The 26,345-nt window shown below is 63.0% G+C and carries 28 protein-coding genes; 20 read left to right on the top strand and 8 right to left on the bottom strand.

Annotation, left to right across the window (positions count from 1 at the left end; genetic code table 11):
• Positions 1-48 precede the first annotated feature (48 nt).
• The 5 genes from fabF to fabD all read right to left on the bottom strand — a co-directional run bounded on the left by fabF (position 49) and on the right by fabD (position 3,792).
• Entirely contained in the window at positions 49-1,311 is a 1,263-nt protein-coding gene (gene fabF / locus EOA13_RS02055; RefSeq protein ID WP_127289251.1) for a beta-ketoacyl-ACP synthase II, read from the bottom strand.
• Between the two features lie 34 nt (positions 1,312-1,345).
• A complete protein-coding gene (locus EOA13_RS02060) occupies positions 1,346-1,582 on the bottom strand; it encodes an acyl carrier protein (protein ID WP_006203723.1) in 237 nt (78 codons plus the stop codon).
• A gap of 210 nt (positions 1,583-1,792) precedes the next feature.
• Complete coding sequence (fabG, locus tag EOA13_RS02065) at positions 1,793-2,530, bottom strand: 3-oxoacyl-[acyl-carrier-protein] reductase (RefSeq protein WP_127289253.1); 738 nt, start codon at positions 2,528-2,530, stop codon at positions 1,793-1,795.
• Between the two features lie 30 nt (positions 2,531-2,560).
• Positions 2,561-2,785, bottom strand: a complete 225-nt coding sequence (locus EOA13_RS02070; RefSeq protein WP_127289255.1) for a ribbon-helix-helix protein, CopG family — start codon at positions 2,783-2,785, stop codon at positions 2,561-2,563.
• A gap of 65 nt (positions 2,786-2,850) precedes the next feature.
• Positions 2,851-3,792 (bottom strand): ACP S-malonyltransferase, encoded by a 942-nt coding sequence (gene fabD, locus EOA13_RS02075; RefSeq protein ID WP_127289257.1) that lies wholly within the window; start codon positions 3,790-3,792, stop codon positions 2,851-2,853.
• Between the two features lie 255 nt (positions 3,793-4,047).
• On the opposite strand from fabD, the gene EOA13_RS02080 reads away from it, so the two are divergent.
• Positions 4,048-5,979, top strand: a complete 1,932-nt coding sequence (locus tag EOA13_RS02080; RefSeq protein ID WP_164779944.1) for an LTA synthase family protein — start codon at positions 4,048-4,050, stop codon at positions 5,977-5,979.
• A gap of 8 nt (positions 5,980-5,987) precedes the next feature.
• Here EOA13_RS02080 and EOA13_RS02085 read toward each other — a convergent pair whose 3' ends face one another.
• Positions 5,988-7,646 (bottom strand): pilus assembly protein, encoded by a 1,659-nt coding sequence (locus EOA13_RS02085; RefSeq protein ID WP_127289261.1) that lies wholly within the window; start codon positions 7,644-7,646, stop codon positions 5,988-5,990.
• A 453-nt stretch (positions 7,647-8,099) separates the two neighbouring features.
• On the opposite strand from EOA13_RS02085, the gene rpsF reads away from it, so the two are divergent.
• The 16 genes from rpsF to EOA13_RS02165 all read left to right on the top strand — a co-directional run bounded on the left by rpsF (position 8,100) and on the right by EOA13_RS02165 (position 22,535).
• A complete protein-coding gene (gene rpsF, locus EOA13_RS02090; protein WP_013532520.1) occupies positions 8,100-8,600 on the top strand; it encodes a 30S ribosomal protein S6 in 501 nt (166 codons plus the stop codon).
• Positions 8,600-8,848 carry a 30S ribosomal protein S18 gene (gene rpsR, locus EOA13_RS02095; protein ID WP_006203718.1) on the top strand — a complete coding sequence of 83 codons (249 nt, stop codon included), beginning with the start codon at positions 8,600-8,602 and terminating at the stop codon, positions 8,846-8,848. Before rpsF ends, rpsR begins: the two co-directional genes overlap by 1 nt.
• A 218-nt stretch (positions 8,849-9,066) precedes the next feature.
• Positions 9,067-9,651, top strand: coding sequence for a 50S ribosomal protein L9 (rplI, locus tag EOA13_RS02100; protein WP_127289263.1), 585 nt, complete (start codon positions 9,067-9,069; stop codon positions 9,649-9,651).
• A gap of 301 nt (positions 9,652-9,952) precedes the next feature.
• Positions 9,953-11,257 (top strand): cyclopropane-fatty-acyl-phospholipid synthase family protein, encoded by a 1,305-nt coding sequence (locus EOA13_RS02105; protein WP_127289265.1) that lies wholly within the window; start codon positions 9,953-9,955, stop codon positions 11,255-11,257.
• Between the two features lie 67 nt (positions 11,258-11,324).
• Positions 11,325-11,651 carry a YnfA family protein gene (locus EOA13_RS02110; RefSeq protein ID WP_127289267.1) on the top strand — a complete coding sequence of 109 codons (327 nt, stop codon included), beginning with the start codon at positions 11,325-11,327 and terminating at the stop codon, positions 11,649-11,651.
• 1 nt (position 11,652) lies between these two features.
• Complete coding sequence (locus EOA13_RS02115; protein WP_127289269.1) at positions 11,653-12,624, top strand: small ribosomal subunit Rsm22 family protein; 972 nt, start codon at positions 11,653-11,655, stop codon at positions 12,622-12,624.
• A 141-nt stretch (positions 12,625-12,765) separates the two neighbouring features.
• The gene (locus tag EOA13_RS02120; protein ID WP_127289271.1) at positions 12,766-13,482 is read left to right on the top strand and encodes a DUF1428 domain-containing protein; all 717 of its coding nucleotides are present in this window, start codon (positions 12,766-12,768) and stop codon (positions 13,480-13,482) included.
• 45 nt (positions 13,483-13,527) lie between these two features.
• Positions 13,528-13,893 (top strand): YciI family protein, encoded by a 366-nt coding sequence (locus tag EOA13_RS02125; RefSeq protein ID WP_127289273.1) that lies wholly within the window; start codon positions 13,528-13,530, stop codon positions 13,891-13,893.
• Positions 13,890-15,119 carry an RNA polymerase sigma factor gene (locus tag EOA13_RS02130; RefSeq protein WP_127289275.1) on the top strand — a complete coding sequence of 410 codons (1,230 nt, stop codon included), beginning with the start codon at positions 13,890-13,892 and terminating at the stop codon, positions 15,117-15,119. Before EOA13_RS02125 ends, EOA13_RS02130 begins: the two co-directional genes overlap by 4 nt.
• A gap of 226 nt (positions 15,120-15,345) precedes the next feature.
• Positions 15,346-16,836, top strand: coding sequence for a replicative DNA helicase (locus tag EOA13_RS02135; RefSeq protein WP_127261333.1), 1,491 nt, complete (start codon positions 15,346-15,348; stop codon positions 16,834-16,836).
• A gap of 57 nt (positions 16,837-16,893) precedes the next feature.
• The gene (gene radA / locus EOA13_RS02140) at positions 16,894-18,297 is read left to right on the top strand and encodes a DNA repair protein RadA (protein WP_023813748.1); all 1,404 of its coding nucleotides are present in this window, start codon (positions 16,894-16,896) and stop codon (positions 18,295-18,297) included.
• 63 nt (positions 18,298-18,360) lie between these two features.
• Positions 18,361-19,020 carry a CvpA family protein gene (locus EOA13_RS02145; protein WP_127289277.1) on the top strand — a complete coding sequence of 220 codons (660 nt, stop codon included), beginning with the start codon at positions 18,361-18,363 and terminating at the stop codon, positions 19,018-19,020.
• 105 nt (positions 19,021-19,125) lie between these two features.
• Positions 19,126-20,595: an amidophosphoribosyltransferase gene (gene purF / locus EOA13_RS02150; RefSeq protein WP_013532528.1), complete on the top strand. Its 1,470-nt coding sequence runs from the start codon at positions 19,126-19,128 to the stop codon at positions 20,593-20,595.
• A 44-nt stretch (positions 20,596-20,639) separates the two neighbouring features.
• Positions 20,640-21,380 carry an SDR family NAD(P)-dependent oxidoreductase gene (locus tag EOA13_RS02155; protein WP_013532529.1) on the top strand — a complete coding sequence of 247 codons (741 nt, stop codon included), beginning with the start codon at positions 20,640-20,642 and terminating at the stop codon, positions 21,378-21,380.
• A gap of 136 nt (positions 21,381-21,516) precedes the next feature.
• On the top strand, positions 21,517-22,146 hold the full coding sequence (locus tag EOA13_RS02160) for a hypothetical protein (protein ID WP_127289279.1): 630 nt from the start codon (positions 21,517-21,519) through the stop codon (positions 22,144-22,146).
• A gap of 167 nt (positions 22,147-22,313) precedes the next feature.
• Positions 22,314-22,535 carry a hypothetical protein gene (locus tag EOA13_RS02165; RefSeq protein ID WP_013532531.1) on the top strand — a complete coding sequence of 74 codons (222 nt, stop codon included), beginning with the start codon at positions 22,314-22,316 and terminating at the stop codon, positions 22,533-22,535.
• Positions 22,536-22,538: 3 nt separating this feature from the next.
• On the opposite strand, the gene EOA13_RS02170 is transcribed toward EOA13_RS02165, so the two are convergent.
• Positions 22,539-23,045: an OsmC family protein gene (locus tag EOA13_RS02170; protein WP_127289281.1), complete on the bottom strand. Its 507-nt coding sequence runs from the start codon at positions 23,043-23,045 to the stop codon at positions 22,539-22,541.
• Between the two features lie 214 nt (positions 23,046-23,259).
• Between EOA13_RS02170 and aguA the strand changes: the two genes are divergently transcribed.
• From aguA to EOA13_RS02180, 3 genes are read left to right on the top strand one after another with little or no spacing between them, the layout of a single operon-like run.
• On the top strand, positions 23,260-24,366 hold the full coding sequence (gene aguA, locus EOA13_RS02175) for an agmatine deiminase (RefSeq protein WP_127289283.1): 1,107 nt from the start codon (positions 23,260-23,262) through the stop codon (positions 24,364-24,366).
• Positions 24,367-24,411: 45 nt separating this feature from the next.
• Positions 24,412-24,711 (top strand): extracellular solute-binding protein, encoded by a 300-nt coding sequence (locus EOA13_RS38510; protein WP_245490285.1) that lies wholly within the window; start codon positions 24,412-24,414, stop codon positions 24,709-24,711.
• A gap of 15 nt (positions 24,712-24,726) precedes the next feature.
• On the top strand, positions 24,727-25,503 hold the full coding sequence (locus EOA13_RS02180) for an extracellular solute-binding protein (protein ID WP_245490286.1): 777 nt from the start codon (positions 24,727-24,729) through the stop codon (positions 25,501-25,503).
• A 24-nt stretch (positions 25,504-25,527) separates the two neighbouring features.
• Here EOA13_RS02180 and EOA13_RS02185 read toward each other — a convergent pair whose 3' ends face one another.
• The gene (locus EOA13_RS02185; protein WP_127289285.1) at positions 25,528-26,277 is read right to left on the bottom strand and encodes a LuxR family transcriptional regulator; all 750 of its coding nucleotides are present in this window, start codon (positions 26,275-26,277) and stop codon (positions 25,528-25,530) included.
• Between the last annotated feature and the right edge of the window lie 68 nt (positions 26,278-26,345).

A 26,345-nucleotide genomic window follows, 5' to 3' on the forward strand; every position in this document is an offset into this window, starting at 1 on the left:
TATGGCAAAATTGACGGCACGCCAAAGCGCCGCCCGGCAGCCGGACGATCAGCCATTGTAGCGCTGGAAGACCAGCGACGCGTTGGTCCCGCCAAAGCCGAAGGAATTGGACAGCGCCACGTCGATCTGGCGGGCACGCGGCTTGTTCGGCACCAGATCGATCGCGGTTTCGCGTTCCGGGTTGTCGAGGTTGATGGTCGGCGGCGCGACATTGTCTCTGATGGCAAGGATAGAGAAGATCGCTTCGGCGGCACCCGCCGCTCCAAGCAGATGGCCGATCGACGACTTGGTTGACGACATCGAAATCTTCGATGCGGCATTGCCGACAAGCCGCTCGACGGCACCGAGCTCAATCGTGTCGGCCATGGTCGAGGTGCCGTGCGCGTTGATGTAGTCGACATCGGCCGGCGTCAACTTGGCCCGGTTCAGTGCCGCCGTCATGCAACGGAAGGCGCCATCGCCATCCTCGGCGGGCGCGGTGATGTGATGTGCATCGCCGGTGAGACCATAACCCGTCACCTCGGCATAGATCTTGGCGCCGCGCGCCCTGGCATGTTCGAGCTCCTCGAGCACGACAACGCCGGCGCCCTCGCCCATGACGAAGCCGTCGCGGTCCCGATCATAGGGTCGCGACGCCGTTTGCGGCGAATCATTGCGTTCCGTCGACAGTGCCCGGCATGCGGCAAAGCCGGCGATCGACAGCCGCGTCACCGGCGCTTCGGCGCCACCGGCGACCATCACGTCGGCATCGCCCCACATGATCAACCGGGCAGCATCGCCAATGGCGTGCGCGCCGGTCGAACAGGCCGTGACGACGGCATGGTTCGGGCCTTTCAGCCCGTGCCGGATCGAAACCTGCCCGGAGACGAGATTGATGATCTGGCCCGGGATGAAGAAAGGGCTGATGCGGCGCGGGCCGCGCTCCTTGAGGATCATCGCGTTCTCGGCGATGCCCTCGATGCCGCCGATGCCGGAGCCGATCAGGACGCCGGTGGCACACCGCTCTTCATGCGTCTTGGGTTCCCAGCCGGAATCCTTCAGCGCCTCGTCGGCGGCGGCAATCCCATACAGGATGAAGTCGCCGATCTTGCGCAGTTCCTTCGGCTCGAGCACGGCCTCCGGATTGAAGATGGCATTGCTGCCGTCACCACGCGGAATGACGTGGGCGATCTTGCAGGCAAGATCCTCCACCTCGAACTCAGTGATGCGCTTGGCAGCGCTGCGGCCGGTCAGAAGTTCCTTCCAGCTGTGCTCGAAGCCCATGCCGAACGGCGACAGCAACCCAAGGCCCGTGACGACGACACGCCTCATCGCAGGTCCTCCCCGGTGATGACTGCGGAAAGCGTCAGGCCGAAGCCTTGTCGATGTACTTCACGGCATCGCCAACGGTCAGGATGGTCTCAGCCGCATCGTCGGGAATTTCGACGCCGAATTCTTCTTCGAACGCCATGACGAGTTCGACCGTGTCGAGGCTGTCGGCGCCCAGATCATCGATGAAGCTCGCCTGCTCCGTCACTTTGTCGGCATCGACGCCAAGGTGCTCGATGACGATCTTCTTGACGCGCTCTGCGGTGTCACTCATTTGGGCATCCTCGTCTTTTGTTTGTCTGTCTTCGTTAGCGGGCAGAATGCCGCTAATCAAGCTGAAAGATGGTCCTGCCGGAAACGCAACGACTACGGACCGGTTTTTGCCCGAACCGCCGGGTTGCGGGCCGCATTACACGAAAAATAGCTGAGGTCCAAGCCGAAATGGTCTCTTTTCACAACCCGCCGGCGTTGCTGCCGAACCTCGTCAAATCATAGCCATGCCGCCATTTACGTGGATGGTCTGGCCCGTGACGTAGGCGGCTTCGTTGGAGGCGAGATATGCGACGGCGGACGCGACTTCAACGCTGGTGCCCATGCGCCGCGTCGGGATCGCCGTCATGATCGCCTCTTTCTGCTTGTCGTTGAGCTTGTCGGTCATCGCCGATTCGATGAAGCCCGGGGCGACGCAGTTGACGGTGATGTTGCGGGTGGCGATCTCCTGTGCCAGCGATTTGGAAAAGCCGATCATGCCGGCCTTTGAGGCGCAGTAATTGGTCTGGCCGGGATTGCCGGTGACGCCGACCACCGAGGTGATGTTGATGATGCGGCCATGGCGGCGGCGCATCATCGGGTGGGTGAGTTCGCGGGTCAGCCTGAACACGGCGGTCAGGTTGACCTCGAGCACGCTGTCCCAGTCGGCATCCGACATGCGCACGAACAGGCCGTCCTTGGTGATGCCGGCGTTGTTGACCAGGATGTCGACGCCTTCGAGATCGGCTTCGGCTTTCTGGCCGAGCGCCTTGACCTCGTCACGGTTCGAGAGATTGGCCGGGAACAGCTTGACCCGGTCGCCAAGCTCGCTGGCCAGCGCTTCCAGTTTCTCGACCCGGGTGCCATGCAGGCCGACGATCGCGCCCTGCGCATACAGCATCCTGGCGATCGCCTCGCCGATGCCCCCGGATGCGCCGGTCACGAGCGCCTTGCGGCCAGTCAATTCGAACATGTCTTTTCCTTCTCTCAAACCGGATAACGGTTATCTGTAGACATCACTGCCCCAGAAGTCGTCGCCTTTGATAATACCTTCCTCGCCGCTCCTGATCCGTGCCAGCACCTCGGCGGCAAGGTAGTAGCCTTCTACGTCCTCAAGGCCGCGCTCAATGAACTTACGCATATGATAGGCTCTGCTGCGCCCAGTCTTGGACGCGAGAGCATCCAGGCGCAGCCTGATCTCAGGAGAAAGACGGATCGATGTGGACATGCCGCACCTTAGTTGCGATGCACGTATTCATGTGGCCGCGCATCAGCGAATTCAAGTCAAGCCGTTCAACCAAGCGCCGCCAACGCCGCCTCGACCTCAGCCGCGGAGCCGACCGACGCGGTGGCAATGTCGCGGTTGATGCGCCGCGCCAATCCTGAAAGCACCTTGCCGGCGCCGATTTCGTAAAGCGTGGTGATACCGTTCGCGCCGAACCACTCCACCGTCTCGCGCCAACGCACGCGGCCGGTTATCTGTTCGACCAGGCGGCGGGCGATCTCGTCCGGATCGCTGGTCGGGCTAACCGTGACATTGGATAGGACGGGAACCACCGGCGAATTCTTTGTCACGCCGGCCAGGGCTTCCCGCATGACGTCGGCTGCGGGCGCCATCAGCGCGGAGTGGAAAGGCGCGGAGACCTGCAGCATCAGCGCTCGCTTGGCGCCCTTTTCCGTGCACAGTTTCGCCGCCAGTTCGACCGCAGCCTTGGTTCCGGAAATAACCAGCTGACCGCCGCCATTGTCGTTGGCGATCTGACAGACCGACCCTTTGGATGCCTCGGTGCAGGCTGCTTCGACATCGGCCTGTTCCAATCCGATGATCGCCGCCATGGCGCCCTCGCCGGCCGGCACCGCCGCCTGCATGGCATTGCCGCGTATGCGCAGCAACCGGGCGGCATCGGCAACCGAAACGAAGCCAGCAGCGGCCAACGCCGAATATTCGCCCAGCGAATGACCGGCGACATAGGCGACCTTGCCTTTCAGCGAGAAGCCGCGCGATTCCAGCGCCCGGATCGCGGCCAGCGACACCGCCATCAGCGCCGGCTGCGCGTTGGCGGTCAGCATCAACGTCTCTTCCGGCCCTTCCCAGATCAGCTTCGACAGGTTTTCGCCGAGCGCGTCGTCGACTTCCTGGAAGATTCTGCGCGCCTCGGGAAAGGCGTCGGCGAGATCCTTGCCCATGCCGACTGCCTGGCTGCCTTGTCCAGGAAAGGTGAATGCAACGGCCATGCGAGGACTCCCAAGGGCTGGTTTTGCTTGCCTGTGACGCAAGGCAGGCCGCCAAGTCAAGCCCGGTTCGGCCCTGCCCGGCGGCGGCTCCGTCCGCCGAGTGCCTGTTCCGAAAGGCTTTTTGGCGATCACTCCTGATGAAAACCGCTCACGATTCGTTTGCTGGCTCTTCTTATTTCCGTTACAGGCGCTAGCTTTGCGTGACAATTCCATGACAATCGAGTGACGTGCTTGTCGCTGGGTGGGGAAGTTAAAGTGGCAAAGAGTTACAAACGCGCCGGCAAGCCCGCGCCACAGTTCCTGGAAGACGACCCCTCCACCGGCTATCTGCCGGGCAGGAGATGGCCGGTCGTGCGCTATGGGCTTGTCAGCCTGGCGATCGCGGCCGTCCTGGTGTTTGCGATCGAACTGATCGTGCGCGGCGATTTTGCTGGCACCGTCTCCTTCTTCCTGCAGCCGCTGAAGCCCGGCTGGACCACCATCGTCGTGTTTGCGCTGATCCTGATCGGCCTCGATGCGGTGCTCGGCCGCAGCCATCAGAGCCTGATGATCGTCGCGCCGCTGACGCTATCCCTTGCCTTCGTCGGCCACCAGAAGTCGCACTATCTCGGCGATCCGCTCTATCCGACCGATTTTCTCTATGCCCGCCAGATTTTCGCGCTGCTGCCGCTTTTGGTGCGCGACCGGCCGATGACCGCGCTCGCCATGGTCGTCGGCATCGTCGCCGGCCTGTCACTGCTCGTCTATGGCTGGCGGGTGTGGCGCCGCAAGGTTCCCGCACTCAGCCGCAAGGGCCGTCTTGCGCGGCTGACGCTGGCAGTGCCGTTGCTCGCCTTCTTCGTTTCGATCATGGACTACGCCACCTTCTCCTGGACCAGGGACCGGCTGCAGATCATCCCGATCATGTGGGACCAGAAGGAAAACTATGCCTCCAACGGCTTTGCGCTGGCTTTTGCGCTCAATGTGCCGATGGCGCATGTCTCGGCGCCGCCGGGCTATTCCGACAAGGCGATCGCAGCGATAGCCAGGCCCGGTGTGACCGCCTCGGTGCCGGCCGAGAAGCCGGACATCATCATCGTCATGAGCGAATCCTTCTGGGATCCGACCAAGTTGCCTGGCGTCACCATCACGCCCGACCCGATCCCCAACGTGCGGGCGCTGCGCTCGGGATCGATGTTTTCGCCCGAATTCGGCGGCATGACCGCCAACATCGAGTTCGAGGCGCTGACCGGCTTTTCCAACGCGTTCCTGCCGGCAGGCAGCATCCCCTATCAGCAATATGTGCGCACGCCGACGCCTTCGCTGGCAACCTTCCTCAAGAGCCAGGGTTACCGGGCGCGCGCCATCCATCCCGGCACCAACTGGTTCTGGAACCGTGGCGCGGTCTACGCCGATTTCGGCTTCAACGATTTCAAGTCGGAAGAGACGCTGCCGCCAATGCAAAAACGCGGGCCACTGGCATCGGATGCCGCGATGACCGACGAGATCATCAGCGAGGCTGACGCCAGCGATGAGCCGGTGTTCTTCTTTGCGGTCAGCCTGCAGAACCACGGTCCCTACGAGCCGAACCGCTATTACAATCCGACGCACACGGTGCAGGCGCCAATCAGCCAGTGGGCGCGCGAATCGCTGCTCAGTTACGCCGAGGGCTCAGCCGATGCCGATCGCGGTCTCGAACGCCTCGTCGAATGGGCCAAGACACGCTCCCGCCCCACCGTGATCGCCTTCTTCGGCGACCATCTGCCGCCGCTGGGGCCGGTCTATGTCGAAACCGGCTTCCTGAAGGACAATGTCGCGCCGCGCAAGGAAGCGTCGCCCGAGGCTGCCCTCGAGCATCATGAGACGCCGCTTGTCATCTGGTCGAACCGCACCGGGCCGGCTGAGCACATGGGTGCCGTCAGCCCAGCCTTCCTGCCCTATCATATCCTGAAGACGGCCGGCATCAGCCATCCCTACTACACCGGCTTCCTGGGCGAGATGAACGAACGCTACCGTGTCGTCGACCGCAATTTGCTGCTGACGCCGGCTGGCGAGGCCACGCCCGATTGGGCGCGGCAGAAAGACATCGACCCGGCGATCCGCGATTTCCGCCTGTTGCAGTACGATATGATGTTCGGCAAACGCCACGCCGCGCCCGACTTCTTCCCCGAGACCGTTGACAAGATTGTCGCCGCCCATACGAGTTGAGACCGCCTTTAGTTCGTCAATTGCAGCTTTGAGAACTTGTTGGCAATCTGCTGGAAGACGTCCGGCAATTTGGTCGGATCGTTGACTGCATAATAGCCGCTCGGATCAGAGGCGCAGGCGCTGTAAAGCGCGCGGTTGGCTGCGGTGTCGGATTGCAGCACCATGGTGTAGATTTGCACGCCCTGGTCCTTCAATTGGGTGCAGACGCTTTTGGTCCAGCCGTCGACATTGCGCGCAGCGGTCGTCTGGTTATCCGATCCGAAACGGCCGCCGGCCAGATAGCCATATGATGTGTAGTCAGACTTCGTCGGCTGTTGGCTGGCGCCATAGACGACGTTCTCACCGTCGGTGAGCAACAGCACGATCTTGCTGATGCCGGGCGTCTTCCACGGCGCTCCATCGGTGTAGGGCGCGGCGGGCGACAGCACCCGCATACCCCATGACAGGCCCTCGGAGACATTGGTGCCCGAACCGTTCCACTCGGTCATCTGACTGGCTGCCTTGCGCAGCTTGTCGAAATCGTCGGTCAGGGGGACCACCGGGGTCGGACACGCACGGTTCGGGCCGATAGTGATGGGAGAGCCGGTCTCGGTGATGAGTTCCTTGGCGGGCGCAACATATTTGGCGATCTTTTCCCTGGCAGCCCTGTCATCGGGTGACAAAAGGTCGATGAGGTTGCCGAGCAGGTTGCTGAGATCGATGCCCAGAATGTTGATGCCCGACTGGGCAAGCCTGGTTTTGTCGCTGACATCGTTGAGGTAGGAGTTGTTGTAGTATTTGTCCGAATTGCCATAGGCGCCAGACGGCTTTTGGGCGTCTTCGGGATCGTCCGGCGCAAAGTACGGCACGAACAGCGTGTCGGGCTTGGCCGTGTCGGGTGGCGTGTCGGAGATATTGTAAGCGCCTGGCCGCGCCTCGACACAACCCTTCCATCCGGTGCCATTCCATCCGGCATCGGTCCATCCGGTCTTCTTGAGCTGTTTGAAAAGCGCCATGTGGTTCGGTCGCTTGCCGTCGATGACGGGAAAATTGACGCCGTTGGTCGAGGACTTGCCGTCCATGTCGATCCAGGACGGATCGAAGCCGTCGCCATTGACGTTGACAGCGGTTACGAAAGGAACCAGCGAGGCGCGGACCTTGCGCGTCGGCGATTTCGCCGCTTCGAGCGTGTCGAGCAACGATTTTGTCGCCGTCCTCAACGCCGTCATCCGCGCGCCGGCCATCGAGCCGGTGTTGTCCAGCACCAGCACGACTTCGAGCTGGTTGTGCGATTCGACCGCCGAGGCATCGACGACGATGTGCTTGCTGTCGCCGAACAGGAAGGCGAAGTTGAGATTGACGTCCGCCGAGGCAACCGCCTTTGTCTTGACGAAGTTGACGCCCTTGTCGACAGTCAACGTCGCCTGCGCATTGCCGAGCTCGCCATGACCGACGATGTTGGCCTGGAAATAGCGGTTGAAAGCGTCATTGCGGGTGATGTCGAGATCGCCAAGGTGCGAGGAAGCAAGGTTTGCCGAATCGAGAGCGTTCTGCAAATTGCTCTTGGCCCGCATAAGGGTCGAGACATCGGTTGCGAAAGCGACAGCCGTCAGGATCACCGGCAAGCCCAGTCCCAGCACAAGCGTGAAATTGCCGCTCTTCGAGCGCCAGAATTTGTTGAGAAGCATCCTTGCCCCCGGAAATGCTTGCCGCTTTTGTGCGGTCGTCCGGGCTTTTGCGCCTTCCATGATGAATCGACCGTTGACAGCCAGGCTTCAACTCCACACAACCTGCTGGTGTGGTTAAGACGTGGTTGCCGGAAACCACAACTCCAGCCGTTGCTGCTCCCCGATCGTCGCGTGGGACACACGGGAATGCCGCTTGCCCTTGCTTTACGGTCGGATTGCTGTATAGACGCCCGCAATCTGCCGGTCCTTGCTGGGGGCTGAACGGAGGGCCGGAGGTTTCTTAGAACCTTCGTGTGAAGCCGGAAGTGCTTCCGCCTCCCGTGTCTCCGCTCTCGACCGTCTCGTCATGCTCCTTTCTTCCCCCTGCCCCTTCGAGGGTTTGCGGGTCAGAGAAGTTGCAGAGGCTTTTGCCGCCGGGAACCGGGAGAGAAACGAAGAAAGGCATAAGACATAATGGCTCTTTACGAACATGTGTTTCTTGCCCGGCAGGACCTCTCGCAGCAGCAGGTCGATGCGCTTGTCGAACAGTACAAGGGTGTCATCTCCGCAAATGGCGGGTCCGTCGGCCGGGTCGAGAACTGGGGACTGAAGTCCCTCACCTACCGGGTCAACAAGAACCGGAAGGCTTACTACACGCTGATGGACCTGAATTGCCCGGCGGCCGCGCTCAACGAGATGGAGCGCCAGATGGGCCTGTCCGAAGACGTGCTGCGTTTCCTGACCATCAAGGTCGAGGCGCATGAGGAAGGCCCGTCGGCCATGATGCAGAAGCGCGAAGAGCGCTCTGAACGCGGCGGCTTCGGCGACCGTGACCGTGGCGATCGTGGTCCACGTTCGTTCGGCGATCGTGACCGCGGCGACCGTGGCGATCGTCCGCCGCGTTCGTTCGGCGACGCTGGTGCCGATCGTGGCCCGCGCCGTCCGCGCGAAGGCTTTGAAGGGGGTGCAGAATAATGGTCGACATCAATCAGATCCCGACCCGGCGCCCGTTCCATCGCCGCCGCAAGACCTGCCCGTTCTCCGGCGCCAACGCGCCCAAGATCGACTACAAGGACGTGCGTCTGCTGCAGCGCTACATTTCTGAGCGCGGCAAGATCGTGCCGTCGCGCATCACCGCCGTCAGCCAGAAGAAGCAGCGCGAACTCGCCAAGGCAATCAAGCGCGCCCGCTTCCTCGGCCTGCTGCCCTACGTGGTTCGGTAATATCTCAAATGCGGGCGGTTCGCCGCCCGCTCTTCTCCCACGGCGACGGGCGCCGCAGGGTTGAACATCAAATCCCGGGTTGAGGTCAAAACCTCTAACTGCCGCGACAGGCAGGACAGCGACACCAGCGCCAAAGGCGCTCAAGCTTCCTGCCTGTTCCCAAGACATTCGGCGTCGATCTCATCTTGCGATTGGCGTCCAACCGAAGGAACAAAACCATGGACGTCATTCTTCTCGAACGCGTTTCCCGCCTCGGCCAGATGGGCGACACCGTCAAGGTCAAGGACGGCTTTGCCCGTAACTTCCTGCTGCCGCAGGGCAAGGCGCTGCGCGCCAACGAAGCCAACAAGAAGAAGTTCGAAGGCCAGCGCGCCCAACTCGAAGCCCGTAACCTCGAGCGCAAGTCGGAAGCGGCCCAGATCGCCGAAAAGCTCGACGGCAAGAGCTTCATCGCCGTTCGCTCCGCCGGCGAAACCGGGCAGCTTTACGGTTCCGTTTCGACCCGCGACATCGCCGATCTGCTGACGGCGGAAGGTTTCTCGATCAACCGCAACCAGATCCTGCTCAACCAGCCGATCAAGACCATCGGTGTCACCAATGTGGCGATCGCGCTGCATCCGGAAGTCGAGGTCACCGTCACGCTCAACATCGCCCGCACGGCTGACGAAGCCGAGCGCCAGGCCAAGGGCGAGACACTGACCACCGCCGAAGCCATCTATGGCGACGACATCAACGACAACGCCCGGCCGGAGAACTTCTTCGATCCGAACACCGAGTTCGAGGGCGGCGAAGACAACGCCTGATCACACTTCGCAAGACGATTGGAGCCATGGGCTGATCACGACTTAAAGCCAAGCTCCGATCACTTTGCCGTCATCCAGCCATGCTGGACCAATGCCCGGGTCTCTCGCCCGGGCATTTTTGTGCCAAATGGAACTTTTCGAACCCCTATATATTGTTGCAGACTATGGCGTAGCGCGTCCTTTGGCCGCGCAAAGCACGCTGTGCAACTTTGGTTCGGCGCAAGACCCCCGGTGAAATCGATCCCGATTTTCGCGGTCACGCGCTAAGGCAGCCTGTCTGGCCGAGAGGGGACATTTGGTCATGAATATTCTGTTGAAGCGCGTTCTCGACCGCTTGGTGCGCACCGGCAATCTCAAGGTGACCGGCCCCAAGGGCTCGACGGTGGTTTTCGGCGACGGCAGCGGCGAACCGGTGCACATGCACATCAAGACCGCGCATGCCGAGCGCGCCATCACCTTCGATCCGATGCTGGCAGTTCCGGAATCCTACATGGACGGCGAACTCGACATCCTCGAAGGTGGCGTGCTGGGCGTGATGCGCATCGCCTTCCAGAACATGGGCAGCGGCGGCATCGACGCCACCTGGTCGAAGGCCATCGAAGGGCTGCGCCACGCCTTCCGCCGCCTGCAGCAGATCAACACCGCCTCGCGCTCGCGCCGCAACGTGCAGCGCCACTACGATTTGTCGGGCGACCTCTACCGGCTCTTCCTTGACCAGGACATGCAGTATTCCTGCGCCTATTTCGAGCAGCCGGACATGACGCTGGACGAAGCGCAGGCCGCCAAGAAGCGCCACATCGCCGCCAAGCTCCGGCTGAAAGCCGGCCAGACGGTGCTCGACATCGGCTCCGGCTGGGGCGGGCTTGGCCTCTACCTCGCCAAGGCGTTCGACGTCGACGTGCAGGGCGTGACGCTGTCGACCGAGCAGCATGGCGTCGCCACCGACCGGGCGCACGCGCAAGGGCTGGAAAGCCGCGTGCATTTCGAGCTCAAGGACTACCGCGAACTCAACGAGCGTTTCGATCGCATCGTCTCGGTCGGCATGTTCGAGCATGTCGGCGTCAACCACTACCGTACGTTCTTCGACAAGAGCGCGACGCTGCTCAAGCCCGATGGCGTGATGCTGTTGCACACGATCGGTCGTTCCGGCGTGCCGTGGGCGACCAGCGCATTCATCCGCAAATACATCTTCCCGGGCGGCTATATCCCTTCGCTCTCGGAAGTCATGCCGGCGATCGAAAAGTCGGGCCTGGTCGTCACCGACGTCGAGATCCTGCGGCTCCACTATGCCGATACGCTGAAGCACTGGGGCGAGCGCTTCGCTGCCAACCGCGACAAGGCCAAGGCGATCTATGACGAGCGCTTCTGCCGCATGTGGGAATTCTATCTGGCGGCCTCGGAAGCCGCCTTCCGCTGGCAGGACCTGGTCATCTTCCAGATCCAGATCACCAAGAAGAACGATACGCTGCCGATGTCGCGCGACTACATGGCCAAATGCGAAAAGGCGCTCGAGATGCGCGATATGGGGCATCGTGAAACGGCTCCCGTCAAAAAGAGCCCGACCGCCAAGCCGGCTCGCCGCCGCAAGGTTGCGGACCAGGAATAGCATTGCCGCTTGCCATTGCCGGCGCCTGCACTGAAAAAGGTCCCGTGACCGTCGCGGAACCTTTTTCATGACCTACGTCCTCTATGCCGCCGCCGCCGCTCTGGCCGAGATCGCCGGCTGCTTTTCGTTCTGGGCTTGGTGGCGGCTGGATAAGTCGCCGCTTTGGCTTCTTCCCGGCCTCGGCTCGCTTGCCCTGTTCGGCCTCCTGCTGGCGCTGGTCGACATGTCAGCCGCCGGTCGCGCCTACGCCGCCTATGGCGGCATCTACATTGCGGCATCGCTTGGCTGGCTGTGGCTGGTGGAGGACGTGCGCCCCGACCGCTGGGATTTTGCCGGCGCGGCGCTCTGCATTGCCGGCGCTTCCGTGATCCTTCTCGTCCCGCGGGGCGCGTGAGATGGAGTTGCCGGCATCCCTTCGCCAAGGTGTCGAGCGCTTGCTCGAAAACGTTCCGCTGGCGGTACTCAAACAAGCGGCAAAAACGCTGTCCGACCGTTATCGTGCCGAATTGCGCGACGGCCGTCTGCACATGGCCGAGGATCTGGCGGTGAAAGCCTATCTGGCGACGCGGCTGCCGGCGACCTATGCCGCGATCCGCACCAGTCTCGATGCGCTGAGCGATGCCAAGCCCGCCTTCCAACCCAAGAGCCTGCTCGATGTCGGCGCGGGTCCTGGTACTGCGCTTTGGGCCACGACTGAGCTGTGGCCCGATCTCGAACAGGCTGTGTTGTTCGAAGCCAGTGCGGCGGTACGCAAGGTCGGCGAGACACTTGCCGCCGGTGCGATTGCCGCCCAGACGAGGTGGCTGGCGGGTGATGCCACCATCGACCTTGCCGACCTCAAGTCGGCCGATCTGGTCACTTGCGCCTATGTGCTCGATGAAATCGCTCCCGCATCACTGCCGAAGCTCATCGACCGCCTCTGGCAACTCACCGCCGACACGCTGCTTGTGGTCGAGCCGGGCACCCCTGCCGGCTGGCAGCGCATCCTTGCCGTGCGCCGGCAGCTGATCGAGGCGGGCGCGCATGTGCTAGCGCCTTGCGCGCATCAGGCGCCCTGCCCGCTGGTCCAGCCCGACTGGTGCCATTTTTCCCGCCGCGTCGCCCGCTCGCGCCTGCATCGGCTGGCCAAGGATGCCGACGTGCCGTGGGAAGACGAGAAGTTCATCTATGTCGCGGCTTCCCGAGAACGGCCCACTTCGCACCAGGCACGGGTTCTTGCGCCGCCGAAATCCGGCTCCGGCAAGGTTCTGCTCAAGCTTTGCCAGGACGACGGTACCGCCGCCGAGCGCTTGTTCACCAAGCGCGACGGCGCCGACTTCAAGCTCGCCCGGCGGCTGGACTGGGGCGACAGGCTGGCTTCCGAATAGGCGGCAGTGGCGTTTCGAACCGCTCCGCAGAAAAATTTCGGAGCGATGTCGAATCCAGGCCGTGCCGTTCGACCATTGGCGTTCTCGAACCTTTCGAGACGCCAAGAGTGTCAAACGGCACCAGCCAACAGGAGAAACGCAATGAGCTATATCGCAGGATTTGTCGCCGCGGTGCCCGCCGCCAACAAGGAAGCCTATCGCAAGCATGTCGCCAAGGCGGCATCGGTGCTGAAGGAGTTCGGCACCACCCGCATGGTCGAAGGATGGGGCGACGACGTGCCCGGCGGCAAGATCACCGACTTCAAGGGAGCCGTGAAGGCAAAGCCGGATGAGGTCGTCATCACCTTTTCGTGGCACGAATACGCGGACAAGGCGGCGGCGGACGCTGCCTATCAGACGATAATGAGCGACCCGCGCATGGCGGAGATCGGCGCGTCCATGCCCTTTGACGGCAAGCGCATGATCATCGGCGGTTTCACGCCGTTCATCGACCTGAACACGACCGGCAAGACCGGCTATATCGATGGCTCGCTGGTGCCGGTGCCGGCCGCCAACAAGCAAGCCTACCTTGCCGTGGCGGCGAAGCAGGCCGCGGTGATCAAGGAACATGGCGCAACCCGCGTCGTCGAGGCGTGGGGCGACGATGTTCCCGACGGCGAGATCACCGATTACCGCACCGCCGTGAAAGCGACGGGCGATGAGGTTGTCGTCTATGCCTGGGTCGAATGGCCGTCGAAGCAGGTGCGTGACGACGCCTGGAAGAAGGTGATTGCCGATCCGCGCATGTATGCCGACACCATGCCCTACGACAACCAGCGCCGGGTCCATGGCGGCTTCGCACCGATCCTCGACGCCTGATCCCAAGAACCCTAGTTTCGACAATCCTGGAAAAGGAAACCCACCATGCGTTATGCCTGTCTCATCTACTACCACCCCAAGACGCTGTTCGGCGGCAGCCCGCAAGCCAACGCCGTGCTGGCCGAATGCGCCGGATATGACGAGGTGCTTAAGGCCAGCGGCCACTTCGTAACCGCCGAGGCCCTGGTGTTGCCGGAAGAGGCGATGACCGTGCAGGTCCGCGACGGCAAGATGTCTTCGGTCGACGGCCCGTTCATGGAGACCAAGGAAATCCTGGGCGGCATCATCGTCATCGAAGCCCGTGATCTCAATGAAGCGGTGCGGGTGGCGAGCGGCCATCCGCTGGCAACGATCGGCTTTATCGAAGTCCGTCCGGTCGTCGACTTCAGCCAGCCGCCGCCGGTCCTGTGAGCACCGCCGGCCCGCGCGACGCCCTGGAGGCGGCCTACCGCACCGAAGCGCGGCGCGTGCTGGCGACCTTGATCCGCCTGCTCGGCGGTTTCGACGCGGCGGAGGAGGCCTTGCATGAGGCCTTCACTGCTGCCGCCGAACAATGGCCGCGCCAGGGTGTGCCGGCCAATCCCTATTCCTGGCTGGTCTCGGCCGGCCGCTTCAGGACGATCGATCGCTGGCGCCGGGAAGCGCGGCTGACCGGGGCCCTGCCCGAGCTCACGGCTCTGGCCGAGCCGACGCCGGAACCAGCCATGCCGGAAGACATTCAGGACGATGAATTGCGGCTCATTTTCGTCTGCTGCCACCCGGCGCTCACGCCGGATGCACGCATTGCCCTGACCCTGCGCGAAGTGGGTGGCTTGACCACCGAGGAGATTGCTCGCGCCTATCTGACGCCGGCGCCAACCATCGCGCAACGCATCGTGCGGGCCAAGGCGAAGATCCGGGACGAGGCCATCCCTTACGAAGTGCCCGACCGCGACGACCTGCCGGCGCGTCTCGAGAGTGCGCTGCAGGTGATCTACCTGATCTTCAATGAGGGTTACGCGGCAACCGAGGGGCCGAACCTGACGCGGGCCGACCTGTGTGCCGAAGCGATCCGGCTCGGCCGGCTGATGGTCGAACTGCTCGACCAGCCGGAGGCGCAAGGGCTGCTTGCCCTGATGCTGCTGCACGAGGCGCGGCGCGCGACGCGGGTCGACGCCAGCGGCGACCTTGTCCTGCTGGAGGATCAGGACCGCACGCTGTGGGACCGTTCGCTGATCGCCGAGGCCGACGGCCTGATCGGTTGGGCGATCGCCTCGCGCCGCATCGGACCTTACATCCTGCAGGCGGCCATTGCTTCCGTCCACGCCGAGGCGGCAGGCACGGCGGAGACCGACTGGGTACAGATCGTCGCGCTTTACGATGTACTCGGCCGCGTCGACCCCTCGCCGGTCGTGGCACTCAACCGCGCCGCGGCCATAGGCATGCGCGACGGCCCGGAGGCCGGACTGGCGGCAATCGAGGCGGTCATGGGACAAGGCGGGCTGGACGGCTACCATCTGGCGCACGCGGCGCGAGCAGACATGCAGCGCAGGCTTGGCTTGACCGAAGCGGCAAGGACCTCCTACCGGCGGGCGATCGAGTTGACCCGGCAACCGGCGGAACGCCGGTTCATCGAGGGGCGACTCGGTCAGCTTTGAGCGGGATGGCTGCACAGGGCATCATTCTTGTCTTCCCGTTTTGTTCTCCCTGTAGATGCGCTACAATCGTTCTTTCGATTCGAGTCAATTGCGATTCTTTCCACCGAAAAAACTCGGCTGTGAATCGCGGGTATCAAAGCTGATTGGACAGACACTGGTGCAGATAAGTCAGCATGGACTTGTCACGTTCTGATATCGAGAAGCCGGGATCGAAATCGGGGACATCATGGCAGAAGCAGCGCGAAAATTCGGCGTCGCGGAAACACCGCTTTATCGAGAAGCGCCAAACAACATCGAGGCCGAGCAGGCGCTGCTCGGCGCCATCCTCGTCAACAACGACGCCTTCTATCGCGTCTCGGACTTCCTCAAGGCCAGCCATTTTTACGAGCCGCTGCACCGCAAGATCTTCGAGGTGGCGTCCGAGTTCATCCGCATGGGTAAGGTGGCGACGCCCATCACGCTGAAAACCTTCCTGCCCGCCGACGAGAAGGTCGGCGACATGACGATGGCGCAATATGTCGTGCGGCTGGCGGTCGAGGCTGTGACCGTCGTCAACGCCACCGACTATGGCCGCGCCATCTATGACCTTGCCACACGCCGCGCTCTGATCACCGTTGGCGAGGACATGGTCAATATCGCCTATGACGCGCCGGTCGACATGGCGCCCGGCGAACAGATCGAGGACGCCGAACGCCGCCTGTTCGAGCTGGCCGAAAACGGCCGCTACGATGGCGGCTTCGAGAGTTTTTCCGATGCGTTGAAGAACGCCGTCGACATGGCCAGCGCGGCCTATATGCGCGATGGCCACCTGTCCGGCATTGCCACCGGCCTGCGCGATCTCGACCACCGCATGGGCGGCCTGCAGCCTTCGGATTTGATCATCATCGCCGGCCGCCCAGGCATGGGCAAGACGTCGCTGGCCACCAACATCGCCTACAACATCGCTGCCGCCTATGAGCCTGCCCAGCAGGCCGACGGTTCGGTCAAGGCGGCCAATGGAGGCGTCGTCGGTTTCTTCTCGCTCGAAATGTCGTCCGAGCAGCTGGCCACCCGCATCATCTCCGAGCAGACCGAGATTCCATCGTCGAAAATCCGGCGCGGCGATCTGACGGAGGCCGATTTCGGCAAGCTTGTCGCCTACACGCAGGAGAACCACAAGCGCCCGCTCTACATCGACCAGACGGGTGGTATCTCGATCGCCCAGCTCGCGGCGCGCGCCCGCCGCCTCAAGCGCCAGCGCGGGCTGGACCTGATGGTCATCGACTATATCCAGCTGATGCAGGGTTCATCCGCCAAGGCGTCGCAGAACCGCGTCCAGGAAATCACCGAGATCACCACCGGATTGAAGGCGCTCGGCAAGGAGCTGGGCGTGCCGATCATCGCGCTCTCACAGCTCTCGCGTCAGGTCGAAAGCCGCGACGACAAACATCCGCAGCTGTCCGACCTGCGCGAATCGGGGTCGATCGAGCAGGATGCCGACGTGGTGCTGTTCGTGTACCGCGAGGAATACTACATCAAGAACAAAGAGCCGGAGAAAGGCACGCCCGAGCATCTCGCCTGGGAGACGAAGATGATCGAGGTCCAGGGCAAGGCCGAAGTGATCATCGCCAAGCAGCGCCATGGCCCGACCGGCACCGTCAGCCTTGCCTTCCAGGGCGAGTTCACCCGCTTCTCCGACCTCGCCGAGGAGCATCATCTGCCGGAAAGGTTCGAGTAGCTTTTTGACCTACCCCAGCCCACCTCGCCCAGGCCATTTTCAAGCAGCATCCCGCTGATGGCAAAGTCACGCGTCCAATTCATCTGCCAGAGTTGCGGATCGGTGCATCAGCGCTGGGCCGGCAAATGCGATGCCTGTGGCGAGTGGAACACGCTGGTCGAGGAAGGCACGTCCGGCGGCATCGGCTCGGGACCAGCCAACACGCGCAACGCCCGCAAGGGCCGCGCGGTGGTGCTGACCACGCTGTCCGGCGATATCGAGGACGCGCCGCGCATCATCTCGGGCATTGGCGAACTCGACCGCGCCACCGGCGGCGGTTTCGTGCGCGGCTCGGCGTTGCTGGTCGGCGGCGACCCCGGCATCGGCAAGTCAACGCTGCTCACCCAGGCGGCAGCGGCGCTGGCATCAAAAGGCCACCGCATCGTCTATGTTTCCGGCGAAGAGGCGGTCGCGCAGATCAGGCTGCGGGCGCAGCGGCTTGGCGTCGCCTCTTCTCCGGTGGAACTTGCCGCCGAGACCAATGTCGAGGACATCCTGGCGACGATCGCCGACGGCAAGCGGCCTGACCTCGTCATCCTGGATTCGATCCAGACGCTGTGGACCGACCTTGCCGATTCGGCGCCGGGCACCGTCACGCAGGTGCGAGCCGCCGCCCAGGCGATGATCCGTTATGCGAAATCCACAGGGGCGGCGATCGTGCTGGTCGGCCATGTCACCAAGGAAGGCCAGATCGCCGGGCCGCGCGTCGTCGAGCACATGGTCGACGCCGTGCTCTACTTCGAAGGCGAAGGCGGCCATCACTATCGCATCCTGCGCACGGTGAAGAACCGTTTTGGACCGACCGACGAGATCGGCGTCTTCGAAATGTCGGACAAGGGCCTGCGCGAGGTCGCCAATCCGTCCGAGCTTTTCCTTGGCGAACGCCATGCCAAATCGCCGGGGGCGGCGGTTTTCGCCGGCATGGAGGGGACAAGGCCGGTGCTGGTCGAGATCCAGGCACTGGTCGCACCCTCCTCGCTCGGCACGCCGCGCCGCGCCGTCGTCGGCTGGGACGGCGCCCGGCTGTCGATGATCCTGGCGGTTCTCGAAGCCCATTGCGGGGTGCGCTTCGGCACTCACGATGTCTATCTCAATGTCGCCGGAGGCTACCGGATTTCGGAGCCCGCGGCCGATCTGGCAGTGGCGGCCGCCCTGGTTTCCTCGCTCACCGGTCTTGCCCTTCCCGCCGATTGCGTCTATTTCGGCGAAATCAGCCTTTCGGGCGCCGTGAGGCCGGTTGCGCATGCGCAACAGCGCCTCAAGGAAGCCGAAAAGCTGGGTTTTGGAAGCGCGGTTCTGCCCTCGGGCAGCGGGGAACTGGCCGGGGGGATCGGGGCCGGTTCTTTCCAGCCGACCGAGCTTGCCGACCTCGTGGCACGCATAGCCGGCTCACGCCGAAGCCGCGTGGACGAGGAAGACTAGAGCATCGGACCCGGAGCCCGATGCTCCGCGTTATAATGCGGCTCATGGAGTGGGGCGAAAGACATGCCGATTACGCTGCTTGACGGAATTCTCGTCGGCTTCACTCTGGTCTCGGCGATGCTCGCCATGGTTCGCGGCTTCTCGCGCGAAGTCCTGTCCGTCGTCTCCTGGGCAGCGGCGGCAGCGGCGGCGTTCTTCTTCTACAAGCCGGTTGTGCCTTACCTCGCGCCCTACATCGAGAATGAAAAGGTCGCCATGGCGGCGGCCGCCGGCGTGGTTTTCATCATCGCGTTGATCGTCGTCTCGGTCATCACCATGAAGCTAGCCGACTGGATCATCGATTCCAGGATCGGCGCACTCGATCGTACGCTCGGTTTCCTTTACGGCGCCGCGCGCGGCATCCTGGTCGTTGCCGTCGCACTGCTGTTCTTCAACTGGCTGGCCGGTGCCAAGGCACCAGCCTGGGTCACGGAGGCCAAGTCGCGGCCGCTGCTCGAACAGATCGGCGCCAAGCTCGAAAGCCTGCTGCCCGAGGATCCGGAAAACGCGATCCTCAAGAAGCTCAATCCGAATCAGCCGGCCGCCGAGACGCCAGCGGCTCCGGACGCACCGGCCGCGGATGCTCCGGCGGGCGGCGACGATGCCAACACGCCGGCGCCTGACGACAATGACGCAACACCACCGGCCAACAACGCTCCGGCACCGGCGGCACCGGCAAACTGACGCCCGAAAACGGCCTCAGGATCTGACGATGGTGTGAACGACCGCACGGCCCGCGTTGCTTTCGGCGCGAACCCGCATTATATGGCGATTTTAGCGGAGCTTAAGATGGCAGACGCAGACGACGTGCTTTCCGCCGAGGCCGACGACCATTTCCACGACGAATGCGGTGTGTTCGGCATTTTCGGCCGGCAGGACGCGGCAGCCATCGTCACATTGGGCCTGCATGCGCTGCAGCATCGTGGCCAGGAAGCGGCCGGCATCGTTTCCTATGACGGCAGCCAGTTCCATGTCGAACGCCATGTCGGCCTGATCGGCGACACCTTCACCAAGCAGCGCGTCATCGACAGCCTGCAAGGCAACCGCGCCATTGGCCATACGCGCTACGCCACCACGGGCGGCGCCGGCATGCGCAACATCCAGCCCTTTTTCGCCGAATTGGCCGATGGCGGCTTCGCCGTCGCCCACAACGGCAATCTGACCAACGCCATGACCGTGCAGCGCGCGCTGCAGAAGCAAGGCGCGATCTTCTCCTCCACCTCCGATACCGAGACGCTTTTGCACCTCGTCGCCACCAGCAAGGAACGCGACTTGAACTCGCGTTTCATCGATGCGGTGCGGCAGGTCGAGGGCGCCTTCTCGCTGGTGGCGATGACGGCCAAGAAGATGATCGGCTGCCGCGATCCGCTCGGCATCCGGCCCCTGGTGCTCGGCGATCTCGACGGCGCCTGGATCCTGGCCTCCGAGACCTGCGCGCTCGACATCATCGGCGCGCGTTTCGTTCGCGACCTGAAGCCCGGCGAGATGGTCGTCGTCACCTCCAAGGGCATCGAGAGCCTATTCCCCTTCGAGCCGCAGAAGACCCGCTTCTGCATCTTCGAATATGTCTATTTCGCGCGGCCGGATTCCTCGGTCGAAGGCCGTAACGTCTATGAGGTGCGTAAGCGCATCGGCGCCGAGCTGGCGGTCGAAAGCCCGGTCGAGGCGGACATCGTCGTGCCGGTGCCGGATTCGGGCACGCCGGCGGCGATCGGCTTCAGCCAGGCCGCAGGCATTCCCTTCGAGCTCGGCATCATCCGCAATCATTATGTCGGCCGCACCTTTATCCAGCCGGGCGATTCGATCCGCCACATGGGTGTCAAGCTGAAGCACAATGCCAACCGCCGCATGATCGAGGGCAAGCGCGTGGTGCTGGTCGACGACAGCATCGTGCGCGGCACCACCAGCCAGAAGATCGTGCAGATGGTGCGCGACGCCGGCGCCAAGGAGGTGCATATGCGCATCGCTTCACCGCCGACACGCGCGTCCTGCTTCTACGGTGTCGACACGCCGGAGAAATCGAAGCTCCTGGCATCGCGCATGTCGATCGAGGAAATGGCCGAGTTCATCCGTGTCGATTCGCTTGGCTTCCTCACCATTGACGGGCTCTACCGCGCGGTCGGCGAGGCCAGCCGCGACAACGACCAGCCGCAATTCTGCGACGCCTGCTTCACCGGCCAGTATCCGACCCGCCTGCTCGACTTCGAAGGCCACGACAATGTGCGAACGCTGTCGCTGCTGGCGACGAGCGGGACGTAGGCCGGACCGTCATCAGCGTTAGTCAAATTCCCGGAATCCATCGCATGACCCTCGACCTTTCCGGCCGCGTTGCGGTCGTCACCGGCGCCTCGCGCGGTATCGGCTATTTCATTGCCAAGGAATTGGCTGCCGCCGGCGCGCATGTCATTGCGGTGGCGCGCACTGTCGGAGGACTGGAAGAGCTCGACGACCAGATCAAGGCGGCCGGCGGCCAGGCGACACTGGTGCCGCTCGACCTCGCCGACATGGCCGGTATCGACCGCCTGGGCGGCGCCATCCACGAACGCTGGGGCAAGCTCGACATTCTCGTCGCCAATGCCGGCGTGCTCGGCGTCATTTCGCCGATCGGTCATGTCGAAGCAAAAACCTTCGAGAAGGTGATGACCATCAACGTCACCTCGACCTGGCGGCTGATCCGCTCCGTCGACCCCCTGCTGCGGCTCTCCGACGCTGGACGAGCGATCATCCTGTCTTCCAACGCAGCGCACTCGGCGCGTGCCTTCTGGGCACCCTACGCGGCTTCCAAGGCCGCGGTGGAGACGATGATGCGCTCCTGGGCGCATGAGACGCAGAGCCTGCCGCTCCGGGTCAATGCCGCCGACCCCGGCGCCACCCGCACGGCCATGCGTGCCCAGGCAGTGCCGGGCGAAGATCCCGAGACCTTGCCGCATCCCTCCGAGATCGCCAAACGCATCGTGCCGCTGGCCAGCCCGGACCTGAAAGAGACCGGATTGATCTTCCAAGCCAAGCACAATCGGTTCGTCGCCTATCGCCAGCCGGAATAAAACTAGAGCCTTTTTTGCCGCATGTCGGTTTCCCAAAAACCACTGCATACTTTTAGGCGACATGCGTAGGGATTAAACAGGCCTCCGGCAACGTTTCTTCTGATGTAACCCGTCGAAGACCAACCGGAGGACCGACATGCGTAAACTGCTTCTCGCCACCGCCGCCACCCTGATCGCGGCCGCGGGCGCCGCTTACTCGCAAGATGCCAAGATGAGCTTCTTCGTCACCAGTGTCGGTTCCGGCAAGGGTGCCGACCTCGGCGGCCTCAAGGGCGCCGACGCGCATTGCGCGTCGCTGGCGGAAGCCGCCGGCGTCACCGGCAAGAGTTGGGCCGCCTATCTGTCGACCAGCGACACCGACGCCCGTGACCGCATCGGCAAGGGGCCATGGATGAACGCCAAGGGCGTCAAGATCGCCGACGATGTCGCCTCGTTGCACAGCGATGCCAACGGCATCACCAAGCAGACAGCGCTCAACGAGAAAGGCGAAGCGGTCAACGGCCGCAGCGACACGCCGAACCGCCACGACGTGCTGACCGGCTCCAAACCCGACGGCACCAAGATCGCCGACCAGACCTGCGGCGACTGGACGATGAGCGGGGCGGAAGGCGCCGCGATGATGGGCCATCATGACCGCACCGGTCTCGACGATTCGGCAGCCGCCAAATCCTGGAATTCCTCGCACGCCTCGCGCGGCGGCTGCAGCCAGGAGGCGCTCAAGGGCACCGGGGGCGATGGCTTGTTCTATTGTTTTGCCACCAACTGAGCCGATTTCGCTTCGAAATCGGGCTGCGAAACCCCCGTCACATCACGCGGCTGTGATGTGACGGCGGGAAGCTGTGCGGCGGTCATGCTTTCGTCATTTCCATGGAGTTGGTACGGTCACAGCGACTCCCACAACAAGCGCCCAACTGGCAGAATAAGGAAATCCCCATGGCTACGACCGCAGCAGCGTTGGTCTGGTATCTGGTAATCGCCGGCCCGCAAGGCGGCATGGTCGTGCTGCCCAGCACCTTCGACAAGCGCGAACAGTGCACCGCCGCCATCACCGAGTATCAGAAACAGCCGACACCGGCCGGCTGGTCTGTACAATGCGTGCCGAGCGCCTCGCCATTCACTGACGAGGGCGACGCCGAAGAACCGTCAGCGCAGTAAGCATCAGCGGCGTGCGCTGACCGTCAGCTCCGGCTTCTGGCTGATGGTCTGGAATACCACGCAATAACGCTCGGTCAGCTTCAGCAGCGAGTCTATCCGCTCCTGCGGCTCAGCGGTGTCGAGGGTGAAATTGAGCCGGATGGCGCGAAAGCCGACCGGTGCATCCTTGGCAACGCCGAGCGTGCCGCGAAAATCGAGATCGCCTTCGGCTTCCACCGTGGCGGCGCCGAGCTTGAACTCGAGCGCCGTCGCTACCGCCTTCAGCGTCACCCCGGCGCAGGCGACCAACGCCTCCAGCAGCATGTCGCCCGAGCAGAGTTCAAGCCCTGAGCCGCCTGTTGCCGGATGCAAGCCGGCGATGGCGAGCGCCCTGCCCGTCTCCACCTTGCAGGCAACCGACTGGTCATCGATCGAGCCCTTGGCGCGAAGCGTGATCAGGGCCTGCGAAGCATCGTCACGATAGGCCTGCTTCAGCGGCGCCTGCATGGCCTTCAATTCGGTCGCATCCATCCGCTGTCCCCTTTCGTCGACTGTTTCCGCCGCCGGCATAGCGCCGTCCGGTCGAGATTTGCGCCGATCGCCATGGAAGGCAATGCCATTCCGCAATACAGGCCAGTCGCCGCCGGCGCGCAAAGACCGATATCCCAAATGGGACATTGACGGACAAGGCCTCAAAAACGTCTGATCCGGGCAAGTCGTCACTCCATTTTCCGGCGGTCCCCAGATGCCCCGTACCCTCTCGACAAAGCCGAAACAGGATGGGTTTCGTGCGCCCGGCGAATTCGAACCCAAATCAGGCTGCTGGATGATCTGGCCGGAGCGGCCGGACACCTGGCGCCTCGGCGCCAAGCCCGCGCAAAAGCTGTTCGTGGATGTCGCCGCGGCGATCGCGCAAAGCGAGCCGGTGACGGTGGCGGCCTCCACTCGCCAGTGGCAGAATGCCAGGGCGCGATTGCCCGGCCATGTGCGCGTCGTGGAAATGTCCACCAACGATTCCTGGCTGCGCGACAGCGGTCCCAATTTCGTCGTCAACGATCAAGGCGACGTGCGTGGCGTCGATTGGATCTTCAACGCCTATGGCGGTTTCGACGGTGGCCTCTATTCGCCATGGGACCTGGATGACCTGGCGGCGCAAAAAGTGCTCGAAATCGAGAACATGGATCGCTACCGCGCACCTCTGATCGCCGAGGGTGGCGGGTTACAGTGCGACGGCCAGGGCACCCTCATCACGACGGAGCAATGCCTCCTCAACCGAAATCGCAACGCCCATCTCGGCAAGGCCGAAGTGGAACGGCAGCTTGGCGACTATCTCGGTGTCGATACCGTCATCTGGCTGCCACGCGGCCTCGCTTTCGACGAGACCGACGGCCATGTCGACGACGTCTGCTGCTTCGTGCGCCCCGGCGTGGTCGTGCTGAGCTGGACCGACAATCGGGAGGATCCGCAATATGAGGTCGTGCGGGAAGCCGAGGACGTGTTGCGTTCGGCCCGCGACGCGCGCGGCCGCGCGCTGGAAGTTCACCGGCTGCCCCACCCCTTGCCGATCGAGATGACGCCGGAAGAAAGCGACAGCGTGGACCGGCTGGATTCGACCTGGGCGCGACCGGCCGGAAACCGGATCGCGGCGAGCTACATCAACTACTATCCGGGCAACAGCGTCGTGGTGGTACCGCAGTTCGGCTGCGATCTCGATGTGAAGGCCAAGCAGACGCTGGCCGAGTTGTTTCCCGATCACCGAATAGTCGGCATCGAAAACTCGCGCGAGATCCTGCTAGGCGGCGGCAATGTCGCCTGCATCACCTTGCCGGTCTATGCCCCGCAACGGCGTTGAGGGACGGGGCATGCCGAAAACAGATAGCGAAAACGGAGGACATTTATGCGCGCTCTGATCTTCTCAACCCTGCTTGCCTGCGGCATCTGCGCAAATGCGGCTTCGGCTGACGAGGAAAAGATCGTCAACGTCTACAACTGGTCCGACTACATCGCGCCGGATACGGCCGAGAAATTCGAGAAGGAGACGGGCATCAAGGTTCGCTACGATGTCTATGACGGCAACGAGGTGCTTGAAACCAAGCTGCTCACCGGCGGCTCGGGATATGACGTGGTCTACCCCTCAGCCTATCCGTTCCTGAAGAACCAGGTGAAGGCGGGGGCGTTCCTGGACCTCGACACATAGAAGCTTGCGAACCATTTGAAGATCGATCCGCAAGCCCTGGCGCTGATCGCGGGCGCCGACCCACAGAACCTGCATGCCGTGCCCTATATGGCCGTCACCGACGGTATTGGCTACAACGTCGCCGCAGTGAAGCAGAGGCTACCGGACGCGCCGACGGATTCCTTCGCCATGGTCTTCGACGTCGATGTGGTCAAGAAGCTCTCCGACTGTGGCGTGGCCATGATCGATGCGCCGGCTGAAGTCATCCCGATGGCGATGAACTATCTTCACATTGACCCCAAATCGACCAGTCCCGACGACCTCGCCAAGGTCGAGGACCTGATGGGCAAGGTGCGGCCCTACATCCGCTATTTCCATTCGTCCAAATACATCAACGACCTCGCCAACGGCGACATCTGCGTGGTGTTGGGCTGGTCGGGCGACATACTCCAGGCAAGGACCCGTGCGGAGGAATCCGTGAAGAAGCTGGAGATCGCCTATTCCATCCCCAGGGAAGGCACGCTCATCAACTTCGATACGATGGCGGTGCCGAAAGATGCGCCGCATCCCGACAACGCCCAGGCCTGGATCGACTTCAATCTGCGGCCCGATATCGCCGCGGCCAATTCCAGCTATGTCTCCTACGCCAATGCGATACCGGAGTCCCTGCCGCTGATGGACAAGGCGATAGCCAGCGATCCCGGCGTCTTTCCGCCTGATGCCGTGAAGGCCAAGCTGTTTGTGGTGGACAACAATGACCCAAAGCTGCTGCGATCACAAAACCGCATGTGGACGCGCATCGTGACGGGATAATAGAGCCGGCGGGAGCCGTCAGGCTCAAGCGGCTTCACGGATGGCCGCCAGCAACTCGACCTGGGAGTGCACGCCGAGCTTGCGATAGATCTGCTTGATGTGGTTGCGGACGGTCCCGGGCGAGATGGCGAGGCTTCGCGAAATGCTCTTGGCATTGCCGCCATCGACCAGATGCCGCGCAATCTCGGCCTCGCGCCTGCTCAGCCGCGAGCGAGCGTCACCGATTGCGGCGCCCTTGTGCCGGAAGCGGCACAGATGAAGCAATCTTTCCAAAATGAGCCTTGTCGCGCTGCTTGCCGCGCAAGCCGTTGCCAAATCCTGCTCGCCAAACGGTTCTGCCCCGTTTCGCCTGAGAAAAGTGACATAGCCAGCGGTCAGCCCGTCGAGATTGAAGACGCCGGTAATCTCGTCGAAACTGTCGGAAGGGCCGAAGAATTCGCGATAGTAGGGGGTGCGCTGGAAGTCGCCATTGCGGAGTGCCGACAGCGGCAACAGGAAATCCTGCCGTGTGCTGGCGAACCTCTGGAAGAAGGGATCCTGGCGATACAGTCGTGCATCGTAGTCGCGGTTCCAGCGATCGGGACCGGCATCGTCGATGGTCAGGGATGTGATGTCGCGACGGTAAAAGCCGACATAGGCGCGGTCGGAGCCAAGCAACTCGCTCGCCGCTGCCGTGAAGCGAGCCGACAATTCTTCGGGAGTCGCGGCAACGGCCGCAGCGGCCACACCGCCGCTCCAGCGTCCAAACTGATCGAGGGAAACGTTCGACTGCATTCCGGCTCACACTAGCGCAAGCCGTTGCAAGTTCAAACCAGCCATTTCCTTTGACTTCGACCCTCTCG

The organism is Mesorhizobium sp. M7A.F.Ca.US.011.01.1.1 (assembly GCF_003998295.1).
Lineage (GTDB): Bacteria > Pseudomonadota > Alphaproteobacteria > Rhizobiales > Rhizobiaceae > Mesorhizobium.